Genomic DNA, 16,740 nt, shown 5'->3' with positions numbered 1-16,740 from the left:
GCCATGACGATCAACGCAGCCTCCTTCCGCGAGCTCAAGCTCGATCGCCTGAGCCGTGACTTCGGCACGCATAACGCGCTCAAGGACGTCTCGCTGACCATCGGCAAGGGCGAGTTCATCGCCCTGCTCGGGCCTTCGGGCTGCGGCAAGTCGACCACGCTGAACCTGATCGCCGGGCTGCTGCCGGCGACCGGTGGCGGCATCTGGCTCGACGACAAGCGCATCGACCCGTTGCGGCCGGAAGAGCGCGGCTTCGGCATGGTCTTCCAGAACTATGCGCTGTTCCCGCATATGACGGTGGCGAAGAACATCGGCTTCGGCCTCAAGATGCGCGGCGTGGCCAAGGCCGAGATCGACAAGCGCGTCGCCGAGGCGGTCGCGCTGGTGCGCCTGCAGGGCCAGACCGCGAAGCTGCCCGGCCAGCTCTCCGGCGGCCAGCAGCAGCGCGTCGCTATCGCCCGCGCCATCGTCGTCGAGCCGCCGCTCGTGCTGATGGACGAGCCGCTCTCCAACCTCGACGCCAAGCTGCGTCTCGAGATGCGCGCCGAGATCCGCCGCATCCACAACACCCTCGGCGCGACCACGATCTACGTCACCCACGACCAGGAGGAGGCGCTCTCGCTCGCCGACCGCATCGTCGTGCTGCGCGACGGCGTGGTCCGCCAGGTCGGCACGCCCGAGGATCTGTTCTCGCGCCCTGACCATCTCGACGTCGCCGAGTTCATGGGCTTCCGCAACAAGGTCAAGGGCACGGTCGCCACGGTGACCGAGGGCCACGCCACGGTCGCGGTTAGCGAGGCGCAACTCTCCGGCCGCACCCGCAACGCGGTCTCTGCCGGCGGTGCTGCCTGGCTCGCCATCCGCCCTGAGGATCTCCATCCTGTGGCGGCCGGTCAGCCCGGTCTCAAGGCGCAGGTGGTCTCGACCGAGTTCCGCGGCCGCGAATTCGTCGGCTTCGCCCGCATGGCGGATGGAACGGACCTGTCCTTCCTCGCTCATGACAAGCTGTCGCCCGGCGAGGCGGTCACACTCGCCGCCGACGCCGACCGCGTCCTCGTCTATGGAGAGGCGGCGTGAGCGCGGAAGACACCTCCATCCCGCTGAAGCAGCGGCTGGCGGCGCGCGGGCTCGACGGGCTGACGCTGCTCGTCGTGCCGGCGATCCTGTTCCTGCTGGCGCTGTTCATCTACCCGTTCCTTTACGGGCTCATCCTCTCCTTCGAGCCGAAGGCGGGCGGAGCGCTGTCGAATTACCAGCGCTTCTTCTCCGATTCCTTCCTCTACGGCACGATCGCGACGACCCTCTGGCTCGCTTTGCCGGTGACGGTCGCGACGCTGGGGCTCGCCATCCCGATCGCCTTCCGCGTCCGGCTGATGCAGAACCAGCGCCTGCTCACCACCATTCTGGTGATCCCGATCACGCTGGGGACGGTGCTCGTCGCCGAGGGCCTTTTGAACTATCTCGGCCCGCAAGGCTGGTTCAACCGGACCTTGATGACGCTCGGCCTCATCTCGACGCCGGTGAAGCTGCTGCACAACTACTGGGGCGTGATGCTCTCGCTTGTCATCACCGGCTTCCCCTTCACCTTCCTGCTGACGCTGTCGTACCTGTCGGGCATCGACCCGGCGCTGGAGAATGCCGGCGCGACGCTGGGGGCAGGGCCCTGGGAGCGCTTCAAGCACATCCTCTTCCCGCTGCTGCTGCCCGGTCTGGCGATCACCTTCTGCCTGAGCTTTGTGCAGGCCTTCTCGGTCTTCCCCTCGGCGGTGCTGCTCGGCGCGCCGGCCGGCCCGACCCGCGTCATCTCGATCGCGGCCTATCAGGCGGCCTTCGAGGAATACGACTACTCCATGGCCTCGGCAGTGGCGATGATCATGGCGGCGGTTCAGCTCGCCATCGTCGTCGCGGTGCTGGCGGCGCGCGGCCTGCTCTATCGCGGCCCGGCCGGCGGCGGAAAGGGCTGAGCCGATGATCAAGGACACCCGTATCTCGACGAAGCTCTGGGCGGCCGCGAACTGGGCGCTGATCGGCTTCTTCATCATCAATCTGTTCGGCATGATCGCGACGGTGGTGACCTCCTCCTTCGCCACACGCTGGCTCGGCACCTGGCTGCCGGCCGACTGGACGACGCGCTGGTATGCGGCCGCCTGGTCGGAATTCCAGCTCCATGACGTGCTGTTCGTCACCTTCCAGATCGTCTTCCTGGTGGTGGTGATCTCGGGGCTGATCGGCGTGCCGGCGGCCTATGCGCTGGCGCGCCGCGACTTCCCGGGTAAGAAGCTCGTCATGCTGCTCTTCCTGCTGCCGCTGCTGGTGCCGCCGATCACCTTCGGCATTCCGCTGGCGACGGTGCTCTACCAGACGGGCTTCGCCGGCCAGATGTCGGGCGTGGTGCTGGCGAACCTTGTGCCGACCGTGCCCTTTGTTATCCTGGTGATGATCCCCTTCATCGAGCAGATCGACACCAAGATCGAGCAGGCGGCGCGTGTCTTCGGCGCCAATACCTTCAAGCTCTTCGTGCATGTGCTGCTGCCGCTGCTGACGCCCGGCATCCTGGCGGCGCTGCTGCTGGTGCTGGTGCGCACGCTCGCCATGTTCGAGCTGACCTTCCTCACGGCCGGTCCGACCAGTCAGACGCTCGTCGTCGCGCTCTACTACGCGGTCTTCGCCTCCGGCGTTCGCGCGGTGCAGTCGATCGACGCCATGGCGGTGATCTACATGGTCACGACGCTGATCTGGCTCATCATCGCGCTGCGCTTCGTCAACCCGACCCAGATCGTCGCCCGCGCCAAGAGGTGAGGGCGGCGCGCTAGCCGAGATCGATCAGCGCGATGCCGAGTTCCGGGCGCTTGCGGCGGCACAGCTCCGCAGGTGCCTCGGTGATCGTCACTTCCAGCGTCGGCCTCACGGTCCCTCGCAGGAAGTGACCACCCCGGGTCGAGCCGTCGCGCAGGCCCAGCACGGCGTGAAGATGGAGGCTCGGTTCGTCGTTCTCGTCGCGGGCGATGTCGCCGAGAAGGCTCAGCACCTCGCTCTGCTCATCGACCGGAATTTCGCGATAGGTCTTGGCCGGCAGGTCGAACCAGCCGACGACCGCCTTCTGGAAGGCGCCGATGGCGCTGACCGATGCTCCGCTCAGGCCCTGCTGGTCGGCGAAGCGGGTCAGCGTCTCGAATGCCTCCTCGCCAGCGTCCAGGATCACCACGAAGCGGCGCGTGCCGCCTTGCTCGCCGACTTGCCTGAAATTCATGAGCGAACCTCCTGACGGGCCAACGCGGCGGCCGGGTTTTTGATCCGCAGCGGCCTAGCCGGCATCTCGCGCCGTCGCGGCAAATGAGGTATGAGCGCCGACCGCTTGCGATGACGCGCGCGCCACCCATCTCACGGAAACATGACGCAGTTCTCGCCCTTTCGCTTCTCCATCGCACCGATGATGGATGGGGTAGATAGATAGGCTAAATCAATAACTTGGAGAAATTCGTGTGCAAGAAATGCACATGGATGTTCTTGTTCCCTTTGCTTTTCGTTCATACGATTGCGTTGCCGGGAACTCGCCAGAAGGTTCTGATTGTCCCCTCGTTCGACCTGCTTTGCGAGGACGCGCGCAGGCGTTTTACGAACGGGCGTTTTGGTAGGGCTTGATCAGGCTGATGATCTCTCTTCGCTCGGGGGGAACTCGGAAGGCTGAAGCCGATCGCCGCAGCGCGCCAACTGCCGACATTGGAACCGGTTGCGATTGCCTGAAAGAGAGCCATCACCCGGTGGTTGCAATGCCTGCGCAAACCATCCCGTCTATCCGCACACAAATTGAGGAAGACCCCGTTGTGGCGCTGCGTGTCAGGCGTCGGCGCTGTAGTGCGGGGTTTCGAGATCGATAACGGGCGCCAGAACCGCAGCCATGGCCAGAAGCCGTGCATCGTCGAAGCGCGGCGCGACGATCTGCACGCCGACAGGCAGGCCCTTCGGCCCCGTCGTGCAGGGGATGCCGAGGCAGGGCACATGCAGTAGCGTCCACATCGCGTTGAAGATGTGGTTGCCGGTGTTGTAGCTGCCCTCGGGCGCCTCGCCGGGCGCGGCCGGCGTCAGCACCACGTCGAAGTCGACATAGAGTGCCTCGAAGGCACGGCGGCAGTCCGCCGCGAGATCATAGGCCGCAATCATCTTTTCGGGGGTGATGCCGAGCTTGTTGTTGGCGCGGTCGTGGAAATCCTGGTGCAGGCGGTCGCCGAATTCGAGCGCCGCGTCGAGGAAGGAGGCGCGCCCCTCGCCCATCATGATGGTGTTCTGCGCCTCGACCATGCCGTCGAAAGGGGCCGGCAGGGTCAGCTCGACCAGGGTGACGCCGGCCTGCTTCAGGCGCTCGCAGGCGATGTCGAACGCTTTCTCGCCGGCCGGTTCGATCTTGCTCCAGAACGGTGAGCGGCAGATCGCGACCTTCAGCGTCGAGAGCTCTGGAGCGGCTATTCCGCCGACATCGTGCAGGCGGAAGGCGGATGCCACCAGTGCGAGATCGTCGACGCTGCGGCCATACCAGCCGATCGTGTCGAGCATGTTGGAATACTGCTTGGCGCCCTCGCGGCTGACCGAGCCCCAGGTGGGTTTGAGCCCGTAGATGCCGTTGAACGAGGCCGGGCGGATATGCGAGCCGCCGGTCTGCGTGCCGAAGGCGAGCTGCACCTGCCGGTCGCCCACCGCCGCGCCCGAGCCCGATGAGGAGCCGCCCGGCGTATGGGCGAGGTTCTTCGGATTGCGCGTCGCCGCCCGCCGTCCGGCCGAGGCGAACTCGACCGTATCGGTCTTGCCGAGGATGACGGCGCCTGAAAGCCGCGCCACGCCGACGCAGGCCGCGTCGCGGGCAGGCCGGTAGCCCTGAAACACCGGCGAATTATAGGTTGTCGGCATGTCGGCGGTGTCGATCATATCCTTCACGCCGAAGGGCAGGCCGTGCAGCGCGCCCATGGCCGGGCGCTTGTCGAGTTCGCGGGCGGTGGCGATCGCCTTACCCTTGTCGAGATGAAGCCAGGCCTTGACCTGCGGGTCGCGTGCTTCGATCCGCTCGATGCAGGAGCGGATCAGGGCTTCACTGGTCAGCTTGCCGTCGCGGATTCGGGTTGCGGCTTCGGAGGCGGTCAGAAAACAGGGTTCCATCGGATCGGGCTTTCTCAGGCAACGGAAAGGATGCTCAGGCGGCCGACAGGATGCGGGCGCGCTCGTCCGCGTTGACGTCGATGACGGATTGCAGGGCCTGCGCGACCGCCAGCAGGCGCGCATCGGAAAGACGCGGGCCGACGAGCTGGATGCCGACCGGCAGGCCAAGCTCGCCATGGACGGCGGGGATGGCGACGCAAGGCGTGTGCAGCAGCGTCCAGAGGCCGTTGAAGATCCAGTTGCCGACGGTGTGCAGGCCCCTGGGCGCCTCGCCGGTCGAGGCCGGCGCCAGCACCGCGTCGTAGCGCGAGGCGATCGCATCGAACTCCTTGCGGCAGATGTCGGAGAGGTCGAAGGCTTCGACGAGGCGGCGGGGCGTCACGCCGCGCCCGTTCTCAACCGTCAGCCGCAGCTCGGGATGCAGGCCCGCGCCATGGCGCAGATATTCGTCATGCAGCGCGACACGGCCCTCGCCATACATGATCATCGTATGGGCCTCGGCGAGGTCGCCGAAATGCGCCGGCAGCACGATCTCCTCGACGATGGCACCGGCCTTGCGCAGGCGCTCGATGCTGGCTGCCATGGCCTTCTTCGCGCCGGCTTCCGCCTGGTCCCAGAACGGCGTCTCGCAATAGCCGATCCGCATGCCCTTCGGTTCGGGCGCGGCAAGGGCATCGATCCCGTCGAGGCGGAAGGCCAGCGCGCCAAGGATCAGGTCCTCGACGCTGCGGCCATACCAGCCGACCGTGTCGAGGATGGCCGAGATCATGTGCACGCCCTCGCGGCTGACCGTGCCCCAGCTCGGCTTGATCGCGTAGATGCCGTTGAAGGAGGCCGGCCTGATATGCGAGCCGGCCGTCTGCGTGCCGAAGGCGAACTGCACCTGGAAATCGCCAACCGCCGCGCCCGAGCCCGAGGACGAGCCACCGGGAGTATGGGCGGCGTTGTAGGGGTTGGAGCTGGCGGCCTTGCGCGAGTTGAAGGCGAACTCGACCGTGTCGGTCTTGCCGAGGATGACGGCGCCGGCATGGCGGACGATTCCGACGCAGGCCGCGTCGCGCGTCGGGCGGTGGCCCTGCCAGGCCGGCGAATTGTAGGTCGTCGGCATGTCCACGGTGTCCATGATGTCCTTCACGCCGAAGGGCAGGCCGTGCAGCGGGCCCATGGACGGGCGCTTGTCGAGTTCGCGCGCCTGCGCGATGGCGTGGTCGCGATCGACATGCAGCCAGGCCTTCACGACCGGGTCGCGGGCCTCGATGCGCTCGAGGCAGGAGCGGATCAGGGTCTCGCTGGTCAGGCGGCCGGCCTTCATTTCGGCGGCCGCCTGCGCCGCCGTCAGGAAACAGGGTTCGATCTGGCTCATTTCAGGCCCCGCAAGGCGGCAACGGTGAAGAGATGAGCCGGCTCCTGTTCCTCGGATGGCATGCGCCGCAAGGCGATCCCGGCCTCGCGTACGGTTTTGGCGAGTTCTGCCAAACGCGCGAACTGGTCCTCGGGCAGGCCCTTGAGGCCGTGCCGCTGCGCATAGAGCCTGATCTCGTCGAGGCTCGTGGTCTGGATGTCGGAGGTCTGGGTGTCGGACATGGGCTTATCCTCTTGAGATCAGAGCGCAGGGCGGCGATCGCGCCAGGGCGTTGCGGATTCATAGGCCTGGGCGACCTGCAGCACGGTCACCTCGTCGAAAAAGCGGCCGACGATCTGGGCGTTGAGGGGCACGCCGCCGGCGTCGTAGCCGGTGCAGATCGACATTGCCGGGTGGCCGGTGACGTTGAACACCGTGGTCGCTGTGTCGGAGGTGAAGGGGGAGACCGTCTCCGGCTCGTCGAAGCGCGGCGCGACATGGAAGGCGCCGGCGATCAGCAGCGCGTCGCAGGAGCGCACCAGCGCATCGGTCGAGGCGACCAGCGTCCGCCGCAGTCGGGTCGCGGCGAGATAGTCGGCGGCACGCACGGTGAAGCCCGACATCATCTTCTCGCGCAGCGCCTGGCCCATCAGGGCGCTGCGTTCGAGGAAGTCCTTCTCATGGATCGAGTAGGATTCCGCCCAGTTGATCACCTTGGTGACGCTGCGATAATCCACCAGCGGCGCGGGCAACCTGACCTCACGGATGATCGCGCCCTGCTTCTCCAGCAGCGCCGCCGCCTCGTCCATGGCCTGCGCATTGACCGCGTCGAGCGCCTCGCCGCCGGGACCGAGATCGCGGACATAGCCGATGACGAGCCCCTTTACCCCGGCATGCAGCGCCTTGCGATAATCCGGCACCGGCACGTCGGCGCTGGAGGGATCTTCGGTGTCATGGCCGGCGATCGCCTGCATCACGATGGCGTTGTCCTCGACTGTCCAGGTCAGCGGGCCGGTGTGGTCGAGCGTCCAGCAATTGGGCAGGCAATGGGCGCGGCTGACCCGGCCGAAGGTGGCCTTGAAGCCCTGGAGGCCACAGGCCGCAGCCGGCAGGCGGATCGAGCCGCCCGTGTCCGAGCCCAGAGCGAACATCGCCAGTCCGGCCGGAACGGAGGCTCCGGCGCCGGTCGAGGAGCCGCCGGTGAAGCGCTCGAGATCCCAGGGGTTGCGCGCCACCGGGAAGGGCAGGTCGTGATAGACCCCGCCATTGCCGGTGCCGTATTCCCAGGTGTTGAGCTTGCCGAGCAGGATCGCGCCGGCGTCCTCCAGCCGCGCTACGGCTGTCGAGGTCGTCGTGGAGACATGGTCGAGCATCAGCCGCGAGCCGCCGGTCGTCGGCAGGCCGGCGACGTAGTAATTATCCTTGACCGCAAAGGGGATGCCGTGGAGTGGCCCCTTCCAACGCCCCGCCGCGATCTCGGTCTCGGCAATCCGGGCGGCGGCCAGTGCGCGCTCGCCAGCCACGGTGATGTAGCAGTGCAGGGCTTCGTCGAGCGCGGCGATGCGGGCGAGGAAGGCCTCGACCAGCGTCACCGGCGAGAGCTGTCCGCTGCCGATCAGCTGGGACGCTTCCGTCACGGTGAGGAAGTGCAGCGGCTTGTCCTGGCCTGCGAATTCAGAAGCCGGGCTCGGCTTGTTCATGGCGACACCTCTCATTCGGCCGGAACGCGCGATGGCGCGTCGACAGGCATTGCGGGGAAGATTCCGACCGCCCTGAGCAATTGGAACACGTAGGGCGAGGACAGGATCACCAGGAAGATCCGGACGAGGTGGAAGGCGACGATGATCGGCACGTCGAGATGCAGCACCTTGGCGGTGATGCACATTTCGGTGACGCCGCCGGGTGAGGTCGCCAGGATCATGTTGGCCGGCGAAATCCCGGTGAGATGGGCGACCAGCAAGCCGACGCTGGCGCAGCCCGCCATCAGCACGGCGAGGTTGAGCAGGGCTGCCGGAATGAAGCGCTGCATGCTCGCCAGCAGCGAGCGCCGGAACTGCGAGCCGATCTGCGCCCCGACCAGCACCTGTCCCGTCGCCGAAAGCCAGGGCGGAATCGAGGACAGATTGGCCTCCGAGAGACCGAGGATGCAGCCCGCCGCCATCGGCCCGAGCAGCCAGGCATTGCGGAACTTGAAGCGCGCAAGCAGCGCGGAGAAGGCCAGCGAAAAGGTCAGCGTCGCGGCGAGGCCCGGCCCCGATGATGGCAGCAGGCCGTGGACATTGTCGCTGTTGCCACCTGCGCCCAGCAAGGTGAGCGTGCTGGGGATGACGATGGTCACGCAGACGACGCGCAGGAGCTGCGTCACGGCGATCGGCAGCGGCTGCCCGCCGAAGCGCTCGCCGATCATGCTCATCTCGGCGACGCCGCCGGGCACGCTGCAGAAGAAGGCCGTGGCGTGGTCGATCCGCGCCGTGCGGGCGAGCAGGAAGGACGCGGCGGCCCCGACGAGCAGGGTCGTCGCGCTGGCGGCGATGATCACCGGCAGATGCGACAGCACCATCCCGGCCGCCTCGGGCGTGAAATAGAGTCCGAGCGCCGTGCCGAGAACCAGCATCCCGGCGATGCGTCCGACCCGTGTCCCGGCGACCGGCAGGCCGAAGAAGGTCGCCAGCCCGCTGAAGACGATCGGCCCGATCATCCAGGGCAGGGGCGTGCCGAGCGCGTTGAAGAGGGCGCCGCCGAGGGCGCCGATCGCGAGGCCGAGCGCGACCCGTCCGATATGACCGAGATCCATTATCACGGCGTCGCTCAGCTCGCTTTCAGGAGCTGGGTCTGCAGGAGTGGCGCCTGCGCGAAAGCCGGGCCGGGACCGTATTGCAGGCAGCGCGCCATTTGGCCGCCATCGAGCGAGATCAGCTCCGGCTGAAGCGACAGGCAGGGTTCACGCGCGGCCGAGCAGCGTGGCGCGAACGGGCAGCCGGGTGGCAGGTCGGTGAGATCGGGTGGGGTGCCGGGAATGGGATCGAGCGTCGCGCCGCGCATGTCGGCATGGATCGTCGAGTTCATCAGCCCCTGGGTGTAGGGGTGGCGGGCTGCGTCCATCACCTGCTCGACCGAGCCGGTCTCGACGAATTTGCCCGCATACATCACTGCGATCTTGTCGGCGACCTCGCAGGCGACGCCGAGATCATGCGTCACGAAGATCGTCGCCATGCCGAGTTCGCGCTGAAGCTCGCGCAGCAGCAGCAGGATCTGGATTTGCACGGTGGCGTCGAGCGCCGTGGTCGGCTCGTCGGCCAGCAGCAGCTTGGGCTTGCAGGCCAGCGCCAGCGCGATCATTCCGCGCTGGCGCAGACCGCCCGACAATTCATGCGGGTAGGCCGCGAGCCGGCGCTTGGCCGAGGGCACCTGCACCAGTTCGAGCAGTTCGAGCGCCCGCTTGTCGGCGGCGCGAAACGAGATGCCCTCGTGATAGACCAAAGTCTCGGCGATCTGCTGGCCGATGGTGAAGACGGGGTCGAGCGCCGTCATCGGTTCCTGGAAGATCATCGAGATCAGCCCGCCGCGAATGCGGCGGAGCTGATGGCTGCCGAGCGCGAGAACGTCGGTGCCGTCGACCCTGATGCGCCCCCCGACCCTGGCGGTGGGCGGGAAGAGCCGCATCAACGCGCGCATGGTCACGCTCTTGCCGGAGCCGGACTCGCCCAGGATGCACATCGAGGAGCCGCGATCGAGCGTGAAGGAGACGCCGTTGACGACGCCGATGTCGAGATCGCGCCCGGTGAAGCGAACGGTCAGGTCCTCGATCTCGACGAGGGGGGCAAGGAACGACCCTGGCTGGGACGAAGTCGCTTGTGTCAATGGACCACTCCTTCCGTCGGGGCCGCGCTGTGCCCGGAACCGGGACGATGGGCATGGCAGGCGACGGGATGGGCCTCACCGCCCTCGACGCTGCCCAGCAGCGGCACGTTGTCGGAACAGACCTGTTCGGCGATCGGGCAGCGCGTCCGGAAGCGGCAGCCGCTCGGCGGATTGATCGGATTGGGCGGGTCGCCGGACAAGGGCGGCGCGTGCATGCGCTGGCGCGGATCCATCGAGGGGCGCGAGGAGAGCAAGGCGCGGGTGTAGGGATGTTTCGGCGCCCGGTAGATCTCGTCGACGGGGCCGATCTCGACGGCCTTGCCGAGATACATCACCAGCACGCGGTCGCTGATGTACTGGATCACGTTCAGGTCGTGCGAGATGAAGATGTAGGTCAGTTCGAGCTTGCGCTTCAGTTCCTGGAGCAGGTTCAGCACCTGCGCCTCTACCGATTTGTCGAGCGCCGAGACCGCCTCGTCGAGGATCAGCAGGCGCGGGCTCATCGTCAGCGCGCGGGCGATGTTGACGCGCTGGCGCTGCCCGCCGGAGAGTTCGTGCGGATAGCGCTGGGAGAACATGTCGGGCGTCAGCCCGACCATGCGCAGCATGCTCGCCGCCCGTGTCCTGGCTTCCTTTGCGGAGGTTCCCTGCGCGACGAGGCCGAAGGCAATCGAATCCTCGATCGTCATGCGCGGGTTCAGTGAGGAGTAGCTGTCCTGGAAGACCATCTGCATCTGGCGGCGCAGATCTCGGACGCTGAGCCCGCGCAAGGTGCCGACCGCGTCGCCGTCGAAGATGATGTCGCCGGAATCTGGAGTCATGAGGTGCATCAGCAGGCGGGCCGTCGTCGACTTGCCGCAGCCGGACTCGCCGACGATGCCCAGCGTCTCGCCCTTGCCGACGACGAAGTCGACGCCGTCGACCGCCTGGACCCAGGCCTGGGCCCGGCCGAGCAGGCCGCCGCGGATGGGAAAGTGCTTCTTAAGCCCCTCAACGATGAGGAGCGGTTGGGCCGGTCCGCCGCGGTCGCGCGGATTGGCGTCGTTGGGGATGGCGGTCATGGGAATACCACGCTGCTGGGCGGACGGGGCGAGGCTCATGGCATGGCCCTCACTGCTTGACGTCCATGGCACTGCGCAGGCCATCGCTCATCAGGTTGAAGCACATCGAGGTGATGAAGATCATGATGCCGGGCATCACGGCGTTGAGCGGCGCGACATAGATCGACTGGCGCAGCGTGTTGAGCATCAGCCCCCATTCCGGCTCCGGCGGCGTGATGCCGAGCCCGAGGAAGGAGAGGCCCGACGCCAGCACGATCGCGACGCTGATCAGGCTGGACGCATAGCTCAGGATCGGGCCGGTCACGTTGGGCACGACATGGGACCAGACGATCCGCCAGTTCGCCGCGCCGGTGGCGCGCGCGGCCTCGACGAAATCCTGGTTGCGGATCTGCGTTGAGACGCTCTCGGCGACGCGCGCCACCGTCGGGATGAAGACCAGCGTCAGCGAGAGGATGGTGTTGGCCATGCCGGCGCCGAGCACGCCCGAGATCGCCACCGCCAGAAGGACGGAGGGAAAGGCGTAGAAGACGTCGATGACGCGCATGATCAGCATGTTGACTGCGCCGCCGACATAGCCGGCGATGACGCCTAGAGCGCCGCCGATGACGGTCGCGATCATCACGGGCATCAGCCCGGTGAAGAGCGACAGCCGGCCGCCATAGATCAGGCGCGAGAGCAGGTCGCGGCCGAGTTCGTCGGTGCCGAGCCAGTAGCGGGCGTCGCCCGGCGCGAGCAGGCGGCGCGCCATGCTGGTCCGGTAGGGATCGTGAGGTGCGACCAGGGGCGCGAAGATCGCCGCCAGCACGATCAGCATGAGGATGCAAAAGCAGATCATTGTCAGCGGGTCGCGCGCCAGGCGGCGGAGGACATTGCGCCAGAAGCTGCGCGTGGCCGGGCGCTTGCCCTTGGTCGGGGTGGTCGGGCCGGCGAGTGCTATGGAGGTCTGGGACATGTGGCTTTCCCGTCAGGCGCGCTTGATGCGTGGGTCGACCGCGGTCTGCAGGATGTCGACGAGCAGGTTGATCATGACGAAGAACATCGCCAGCACCAGGATCGTGCCCTGCAGCATCGGCAGGTCGCGCGTGAAGATCGCGTTGTTCAGGAGGAAGCCGGTGCCGGGCCAGGCGAACACGGTCTCGACCAGGATTGAGCCGCCGAGCAGTTGCGCGACCTGCAGGCCCATCACGGCGAGGACGGCCGGCAGGGCGTTCTTGATGACGTGGACGAAGACGCGCCGATCTGGCAGGCCCTTGGCGTAGAGGGTCTGCATGTAGTCCTGCTTGCGGACCTCCGCGATCGTGCCGCGCACAGAGCGGGCGATGATGCCAGCGGGTATGACCGACAGCGTCAGCGCCGGCAGGATGAGATATTGCAGGCTGTCCCAGCCGAAGCCGAAGGAGCCCGAACCGCCTTCGCCCATGCCCGTTGCCGGCAGCATGTTGAGGTTGACCGCGAAGATCACGATCAGGACCATGCCGAGCCAGTAGTGCGGGATCGAGACGCCGGTGATCGAGGCGGCGGTGACGGCGCGATCGGTCGGCGTTCCCGCGACATAGCCGGAGACGATCCCGAACAGGCAGCCGAGGACGAAGCCGAAGACGACCGCGGCCGAGGCCAGCGTCAGCGTATTGCCGATCGCCGGTATAACCTCGGACAGGACCGACCGGCGCGTCATGATCGAGGTGCCGAAATCGCCCGTCACGACATGGCCGAGCCATTTCAGATACTGCACCGGCAGCGGCTGGTCGAAGCCGTAGGCGACGCGGATCTGCGCGACCATCTCCGGCGACGCGCCTTCGGGGATGACGGCGCTCAACGGGTCGCCCGGCGCGAGATGGATCAGCGCGAAGCAGACCAGCGTGACGCCGAGTGCGATCGGTATCGTGTAGAAGATGCGCCGCAGCACATAGACGAACATGTCAGACGTCCCTTTCGGACCAGACGGGACGGCGAACACCGCCGTCCCGCGTGACGCGCGCTACTCGACCGTGACGGGGGTCAGGTCCTGGAACCAGCTCTGCGCCTGGACGAAGCCCTTGACGTTGGGCCGCAGCGCGCGGGGATTGAGGTCGTGGACGGCCCAGATCCACATGTGGTCGGCGACGATGACCTCGTGGAGCTGGGCCAGAAGCTTGTCCTGCTCCTTCGGGTCGAAGGTCTCCTTGGCCTGCTTGGCGAGGATGTCGGCCTTCTCGTTCTTGTAGCCGCCCCAGTTGAAGCCGAAGGGCACGGGCATGTAGGAGGCGGCCGTACCGATCAGGCCGATATCCGGGTCCCAGTAGGCGAAGGAGTTGTTGACGCCGTGCCGGCCCTTGTTCTCGGGTGCGAAGGCGCCCAGACGACGGCGCGTACGCAGCGCCTCCCAGTCGAGCACCTCGAACTCCATGTCGATGCCGACATCCCTGAAGTTCTCCTTGATGAACTCGTTCATCGGCAGGGGCTGCATCTGCCCGGAGCCCGAGGGAGAGATGATCATCTTGACCTTGACCGGCTTCTCGGGGCCGTAGCCGGCTTCCTTGAGCAGGGCCTTTGCCGCCTCGGGGTCGTAGCGCAGGGGCTCGGCCGGATTGCCGTACCACGGATGGCCGGGGTCGATATGTCCCTTCGCCGGGATCGCCAGCCCGCCGAGCAGCTTGACCAGCCCGTCGCGGTCGATCGCAAGGTTCGCCGCCTTGCGGATGCGAATGTCCTTTAACGGCGAGTCGTCGAGATGCGAGATCTGGTAGGGCCAGTTATGCGGATAGATATTGGTGACGATCTGCATCTTCTGCTGCTTCAGCCGCGGGATCACGTCGGGCGGCGGTGCCTCGACGAAATCGACCTGGCCCGACAGCAGCGCGGCCGCGCGCGTATTGCCGTCAGGCATCGGGAACAGGATCAGCCGTTCCGATTTCGGGATGCGGTTCTTATCCCAGTGATTGCTGTTGCGCACCAGCTCGGCGCGCTCGCGCGGCTTGTAGGATTCGATCATCCACGGGCCGGTCCCGGATGGCTTGTCGGCGAACTTGCTCCAATCCTTGCCGACCTCCTCCCAACGTGCCGGGCTCGACATGAACAGATTGGCGAGCGCGTAGGGCAGCACCGCATCGATGGTCTTGGTGGTGATCTCGACGGTATAGGCGTCGATCTTGCGCCAGCTCGCCAGCGTGCCCGACCAGAGCGAGCCCTGCGCGGCCTGGGCCGGATCGAATTGCGGCGCGTCCTTCCTGAGCAGCTTGTCGAAGTTGAACACGACCGCATCGGCCGTGAACTCCGAACCGTCATGGAACTTGACACCCTGGCGGAGCTTGAAGGTCCAGATTTTCTTGTCGGTTTCGCTGACGGTCCAGCTCTCGGCGAGATCGGGGATGATCACCGGAGCCTTGTCGGATTTCGAGAGGTCCCAGCGCGTCAGCCCGTCATAGGCGGTGATGCCCATGAAGCGGATGCCTTCGCCACCCTGGCTGGGCTGGCCTGTGGTCAGCGGAATGTCCCCGGCCGTCATCGCGACCCGCAGCGTGCCGGGCTTGCTTTGGGCCAGCGCGGAATAAGACAGGCCGGCCATCAGCATGAGGCAGGTCGCTGCCAGGATCGAACGGGCCGGCCGGGTCGGCTTGAGGGACATCATCGCCTTGAGCTCTCTGTGAAGGTGGCGAGGGGGGGGCGACCCCTCGCGCGGTTTGAAGGGGGCGAGCCCGGGCTCACTCGACGGAAACGGATGTCAGGTCCTGGAACCAGCTCTGGGCCTGGACGAAGCCCTTGACGTTGGGCCGCATGGCGCGCGGGTTCAGGTCGTGGACCACCCAGATCCACATCGCCTCGTCGACGATCCGGGTGTGGAGCTCGCCCAGGATCTTGTTCTGCTCGGCGGGATCGAAGGTCGCCTTGGCCTTGAGCGCGAGCTCGTCGGCCTTGGCGTCCTTGTAGTCGCCCCAGTTGAAGCCGATCGGGACGCGGGCGAAGGAGCCAGCGGCGGCGATCAGGCCGATATCGGGGTCCCAATAGGCCCAGGAGTTGTTGATGCCGTGCCGGCCCTTGTTCTCGGGCGCGTCGGCGCCGAGACGCCGGCGCGTGCGCAGGGCCTCCCAGTCCATCACCTCGAACTCCATGTCGATGCCGACATCCTTGAAGTTCTCTTTGGTGAATTCGTTCATCGGCAAGGGCTGCATCTGGCCGGAGCCGGCCGGCGAGATGATCATCTTGACCTTGACCGGCTTGTCGGGGCCGTAGCCCGCTTCCTTCAGCAGGGCCTTGGCGGCCTCGGGGTCGTAATTGATCTGGAAGTTGGGCTTGCCGTACCAGGGGTGCTTGTCGTCGATCATGCCCTTGGCGGGCACGGCGAGGCCGCCCAGCATCTTGACGATGCCCTCGCGGTCGATCGCCAGGTTCGCGGCCTTGCGGACGCGGATGTCCTTGAACGGGGAGTCATCGAGAAAGGAGAGCTGGTAGGGCCAGACATGGGGATAAATATTGGTGACGATCTGCATCTTCTGCTGCTTGAGGCGCGGAACGGCGTCCGGTGGCGGGGCCTCGATCCAGTCGACCTGCCCCGACAGCAGCGCCGCGACGCGGGTATTGGCGTCGGGCATGGGCAGCAGGACCAGCCGGTCAGATTTGGTGATGCGGGTCTTGTCCCAGTGGTTGGGATTGCGGATCAGTTCGGCCCGCTCGCGCGGCTTGAAGGATTCCAGCATCCAGGGGCCGGTGCCCGACGGCTTCTCGGCGAACTTCGCCCAATCCTTGTCGAGTTCCTCCCAGCGCCTGGGGCTCGACATGAACAGGCCGGCGAGATTGTAGGGTAGTACGGCATCGACGCGCTTCGTCGTCACCTCTACCGTCCAGTCGTCGATTTTGCGCCAGCTCGCGATCGGCGCGCTGTAGGAGGCCGCCTGGTTGGCCTGCGCCTGGTCGAACTGTGGCGAATCCTTCTTCAGGATCTTGTCGAAGTTCCAGACCACTGCGTCGGCGTTGAACTCCGACCCGTCATGGAACTTGACGCCCTTGCGCAGGGTGAAGGTCCAGATCTTCTGGTCGGTCGGATTGACCACCCAGCTCTCGGCCAGCGCCGGAATGATCACCGCAGCCTTGTCGGATTTCGAGAGATCCCAGCGGGTCAGCCCGTCATAGAGCGTGATGCCCATGAAGCGGATGCCTTCGCCGCCCTGGCTCGGCTGACCCGTGGTCAGGGGAATGTCGCCCGCCGTCATTGCGACGCGCAGCACCCCTGGCTTGCTTTGCGCCCAGGCGGTGTCGTACCGGGCGGCCATGATCGTCATCGCCGTCAGCGAGGCCGCCGACAGGAGCCGCATAAACGAACGTCTGGTCATTGACGAAACCCTTCTCCTGTTT

15 protein-coding genes are annotated in these 16,740 nt (G+C 66.5%); 3 read left to right on the top strand and 12 right to left on the bottom strand.

The annotated features are described in order from the left end of the window. Positions 1–9: 9 nt before the first annotated feature. From IED13_RS02215 to IED13_RS02205, 3 genes are read left to right on the top strand one after another with little or no spacing between them, the layout of a single operon-like run. Entirely contained in the window at positions 10–1,077 is a 1,068-nt protein-coding gene (locus IED13_RS02215) for an ABC transporter ATP-binding protein (RefSeq protein WP_191123314.1), read from the top strand. Next, entirely contained in the window at positions 1,074–1,964 is an 891-nt protein-coding gene (locus tag IED13_RS02210) for an ABC transporter permease (RefSeq protein WP_260368230.1), read from the top strand. The genes IED13_RS02215 and IED13_RS02210 overlap by 4 nt, the downstream gene beginning before the upstream one ends. Positions 1,965–1,968: 4 nt before the next feature. Then, positions 1,969–2,799 (top strand): ABC transporter permease, encoded by an 831-nt coding sequence (locus IED13_RS02205; RefSeq protein WP_038361514.1) that lies wholly within the window; start codon positions 1,969–1,971, stop codon positions 2,797–2,799. A 10-nt stretch (positions 2,800–2,809) separates the two neighbouring features. Here the strand turns inward: IED13_RS02205 and IED13_RS02200 are convergent, their stop codons facing one another. From IED13_RS02200 to IED13_RS02145, 12 genes are all read right to left on the bottom strand, one after another. After that, positions 2,810–3,250 (bottom strand): PPC domain-containing DNA-binding protein, encoded by a 441-nt coding sequence (locus IED13_RS02200; protein WP_038361516.1) that lies wholly within the window; start codon positions 3,248–3,250, stop codon positions 2,810–2,812. Between the two features lie 587 nt (positions 3,251–3,837). Beyond that, complete coding sequence (locus IED13_RS02195) at positions 3,838–5,148, bottom strand: amidase (RefSeq protein ID WP_191123229.1); 1,311 nt, start codon at positions 5,146–5,148, stop codon at positions 3,838–3,840. A gap of 34 nt (positions 5,149–5,182) precedes the next feature. After that, on the bottom strand, positions 5,183–6,511 hold the full coding sequence (locus IED13_RS02190) for an amidase (protein ID WP_210323465.1): 1,329 nt from the start codon (positions 6,509–6,511) through the stop codon (positions 5,183–5,185). Further along, on the bottom strand, positions 6,508–6,732 hold the full coding sequence (locus IED13_RS02185) for a hypothetical protein (RefSeq protein WP_191123228.1): 225 nt from the start codon (positions 6,730–6,732) through the stop codon (positions 6,508–6,510). The genes IED13_RS02190 and IED13_RS02185 overlap by 4 nt, the downstream gene beginning before the upstream one ends. Before the next feature lie 18 nt (positions 6,733–6,750). Next, positions 6,751–8,190: an amidase gene (locus IED13_RS02180; protein WP_191123227.1), complete on the bottom strand. Its 1,440-nt coding sequence runs from the start codon at positions 8,188–8,190 to the stop codon at positions 6,751–6,753. Positions 8,191–8,201: 11 nt separating this feature from the next. Next, entirely contained in the window at positions 8,202–9,284 is a 1,083-nt protein-coding gene (locus tag IED13_RS02175; protein WP_248312429.1) for an AbrB family transcriptional regulator, read from the bottom strand. 14 nt (positions 9,285–9,298) lie between these two features. Next, a complete protein-coding gene (locus IED13_RS02170) occupies positions 9,299–10,351 on the bottom strand; it encodes an ABC transporter ATP-binding protein (protein WP_191123225.1) in 1,053 nt (350 codons plus the stop codon). Then, positions 10,348–11,412 carry an ABC transporter ATP-binding protein gene (locus IED13_RS02165; RefSeq protein WP_191123312.1) on the bottom strand — a complete coding sequence of 355 codons (1,065 nt, stop codon included), beginning with the start codon at positions 11,410–11,412 and terminating at the stop codon, positions 10,348–10,350. Before IED13_RS02165 ends, IED13_RS02170 begins: the two co-directional genes overlap by 4 nt. A gap of 49 nt (positions 11,413–11,461) precedes the next feature. Beyond that, positions 11,462–12,364: an ABC transporter permease gene (locus tag IED13_RS02160; protein WP_191123224.1), complete on the bottom strand. Its 903-nt coding sequence runs from the start codon at positions 12,362–12,364 to the stop codon at positions 11,462–11,464. Between the two features lie 12 nt (positions 12,365–12,376). Further along, positions 12,377–13,330 carry an ABC transporter permease gene (locus IED13_RS02155; protein ID WP_191123223.1) on the bottom strand — a complete coding sequence of 318 codons (954 nt, stop codon included), beginning with the start codon at positions 13,328–13,330 and terminating at the stop codon, positions 12,377–12,379. Positions 13,331–13,390: 60 nt separating this feature from the next. After that, on the bottom strand, positions 13,391–15,019 hold the full coding sequence (locus IED13_RS02150; RefSeq protein ID WP_248312407.1) for an ABC transporter substrate-binding protein: 1,629 nt from the start codon (positions 15,017–15,019) through the stop codon (positions 13,391–13,393). A gap of 73 nt (positions 15,020–15,092) precedes the next feature. Beyond that, positions 15,093–16,718, bottom strand: a complete 1,626-nt coding sequence (locus tag IED13_RS02145; protein WP_248312406.1) for an ABC transporter substrate-binding protein — start codon at positions 16,716–16,718, stop codon at positions 15,093–15,095. Between the last annotated feature and the right edge of the window lie 22 nt (positions 16,719–16,740).

The sequence above is a fragment of the Allobosea spartocytisi genome, assembly GCF_014764685.1.
Lineage (GTDB): Bacteria > Pseudomonadota > Alphaproteobacteria > Rhizobiales > Beijerinckiaceae > Allobosea > Allobosea spartocytisi.
Note: the sequence above shows the minus strand (reverse complement) of the source record. Positions and strands in the feature narration are given on the sequence as shown.

Coding starts and splice junctions, on each gene's coding strand:
- IED13_RS02195 (WP_191123229.1), bottom strand. CDS start 5,148: ATGGAACCCTGTTTTCTGACCGCCTCCGAAGCCGCAACCCGAATCCGC.
- IED13_RS02205 (WP_038361514.1), top strand. CDS start 1,969: ATGATCAAGGACACCCGTATCTCGACGAAGCTCTGGGCGGCCGCGAAC.
- IED13_RS02185 (WP_191123228.1), bottom strand. CDS start 6,732: ATGTCCGACACCCAGACCTCCGACATCCAGACCACGAGCCTCGACGAG.
- IED13_RS02155 (WP_191123223.1), bottom strand. CDS start 13,330: ATGTTCGTCTATGTGCTGCGGCGCATCTTCTACACGATACCGATCGCA.
- IED13_RS02150 (WP_248312407.1), bottom strand. CDS start 15,019: ATGATGTCCCTCAAGCCGACCCGGCCGGCCCGTTCGATCCTGGCAGCG.
- IED13_RS02160 (WP_191123224.1), bottom strand. CDS start 12,364: ATGTCCCAGACCTCCATAGCACTCGCCGGCCCGACCACCCCGACCAAG.
- IED13_RS02145 (WP_248312406.1), bottom strand. CDS start 16,718: ATGACCAGACGTTCGTTTATGCGGCTCCTGTCGGCGGCCTCGCTGACG.
- IED13_RS02165 (WP_191123312.1), bottom strand. CDS start 11,412: ATGACCGCCATCCCCAACGACGCCAATCCGCGCGACCGCGGCGGACCG.
- IED13_RS02190 (WP_210323465.1), bottom strand. CDS start 6,511: ATGAGCCAGATCGAACCCTGTTTCCTGACGGCGGCGCAGGCGGCCGCC.
- IED13_RS02200 (WP_038361516.1), bottom strand. CDS start 3,250: ATGAATTTCAGGCAAGTCGGCGAGCAAGGCGGCACGCGCCGCTTCGTG.
- IED13_RS02180 (WP_191123227.1), bottom strand. CDS start 8,190: ATGAACAAGCCGAGCCCGGCTTCTGAATTCGCAGGCCAGGACAAGCCG.
- IED13_RS02175 (WP_248312429.1), bottom strand. CDS start 9,284: ATGGATCTCGGTCATATCGGACGGGTCGCGCTCGGCCTCGCGATCGGC.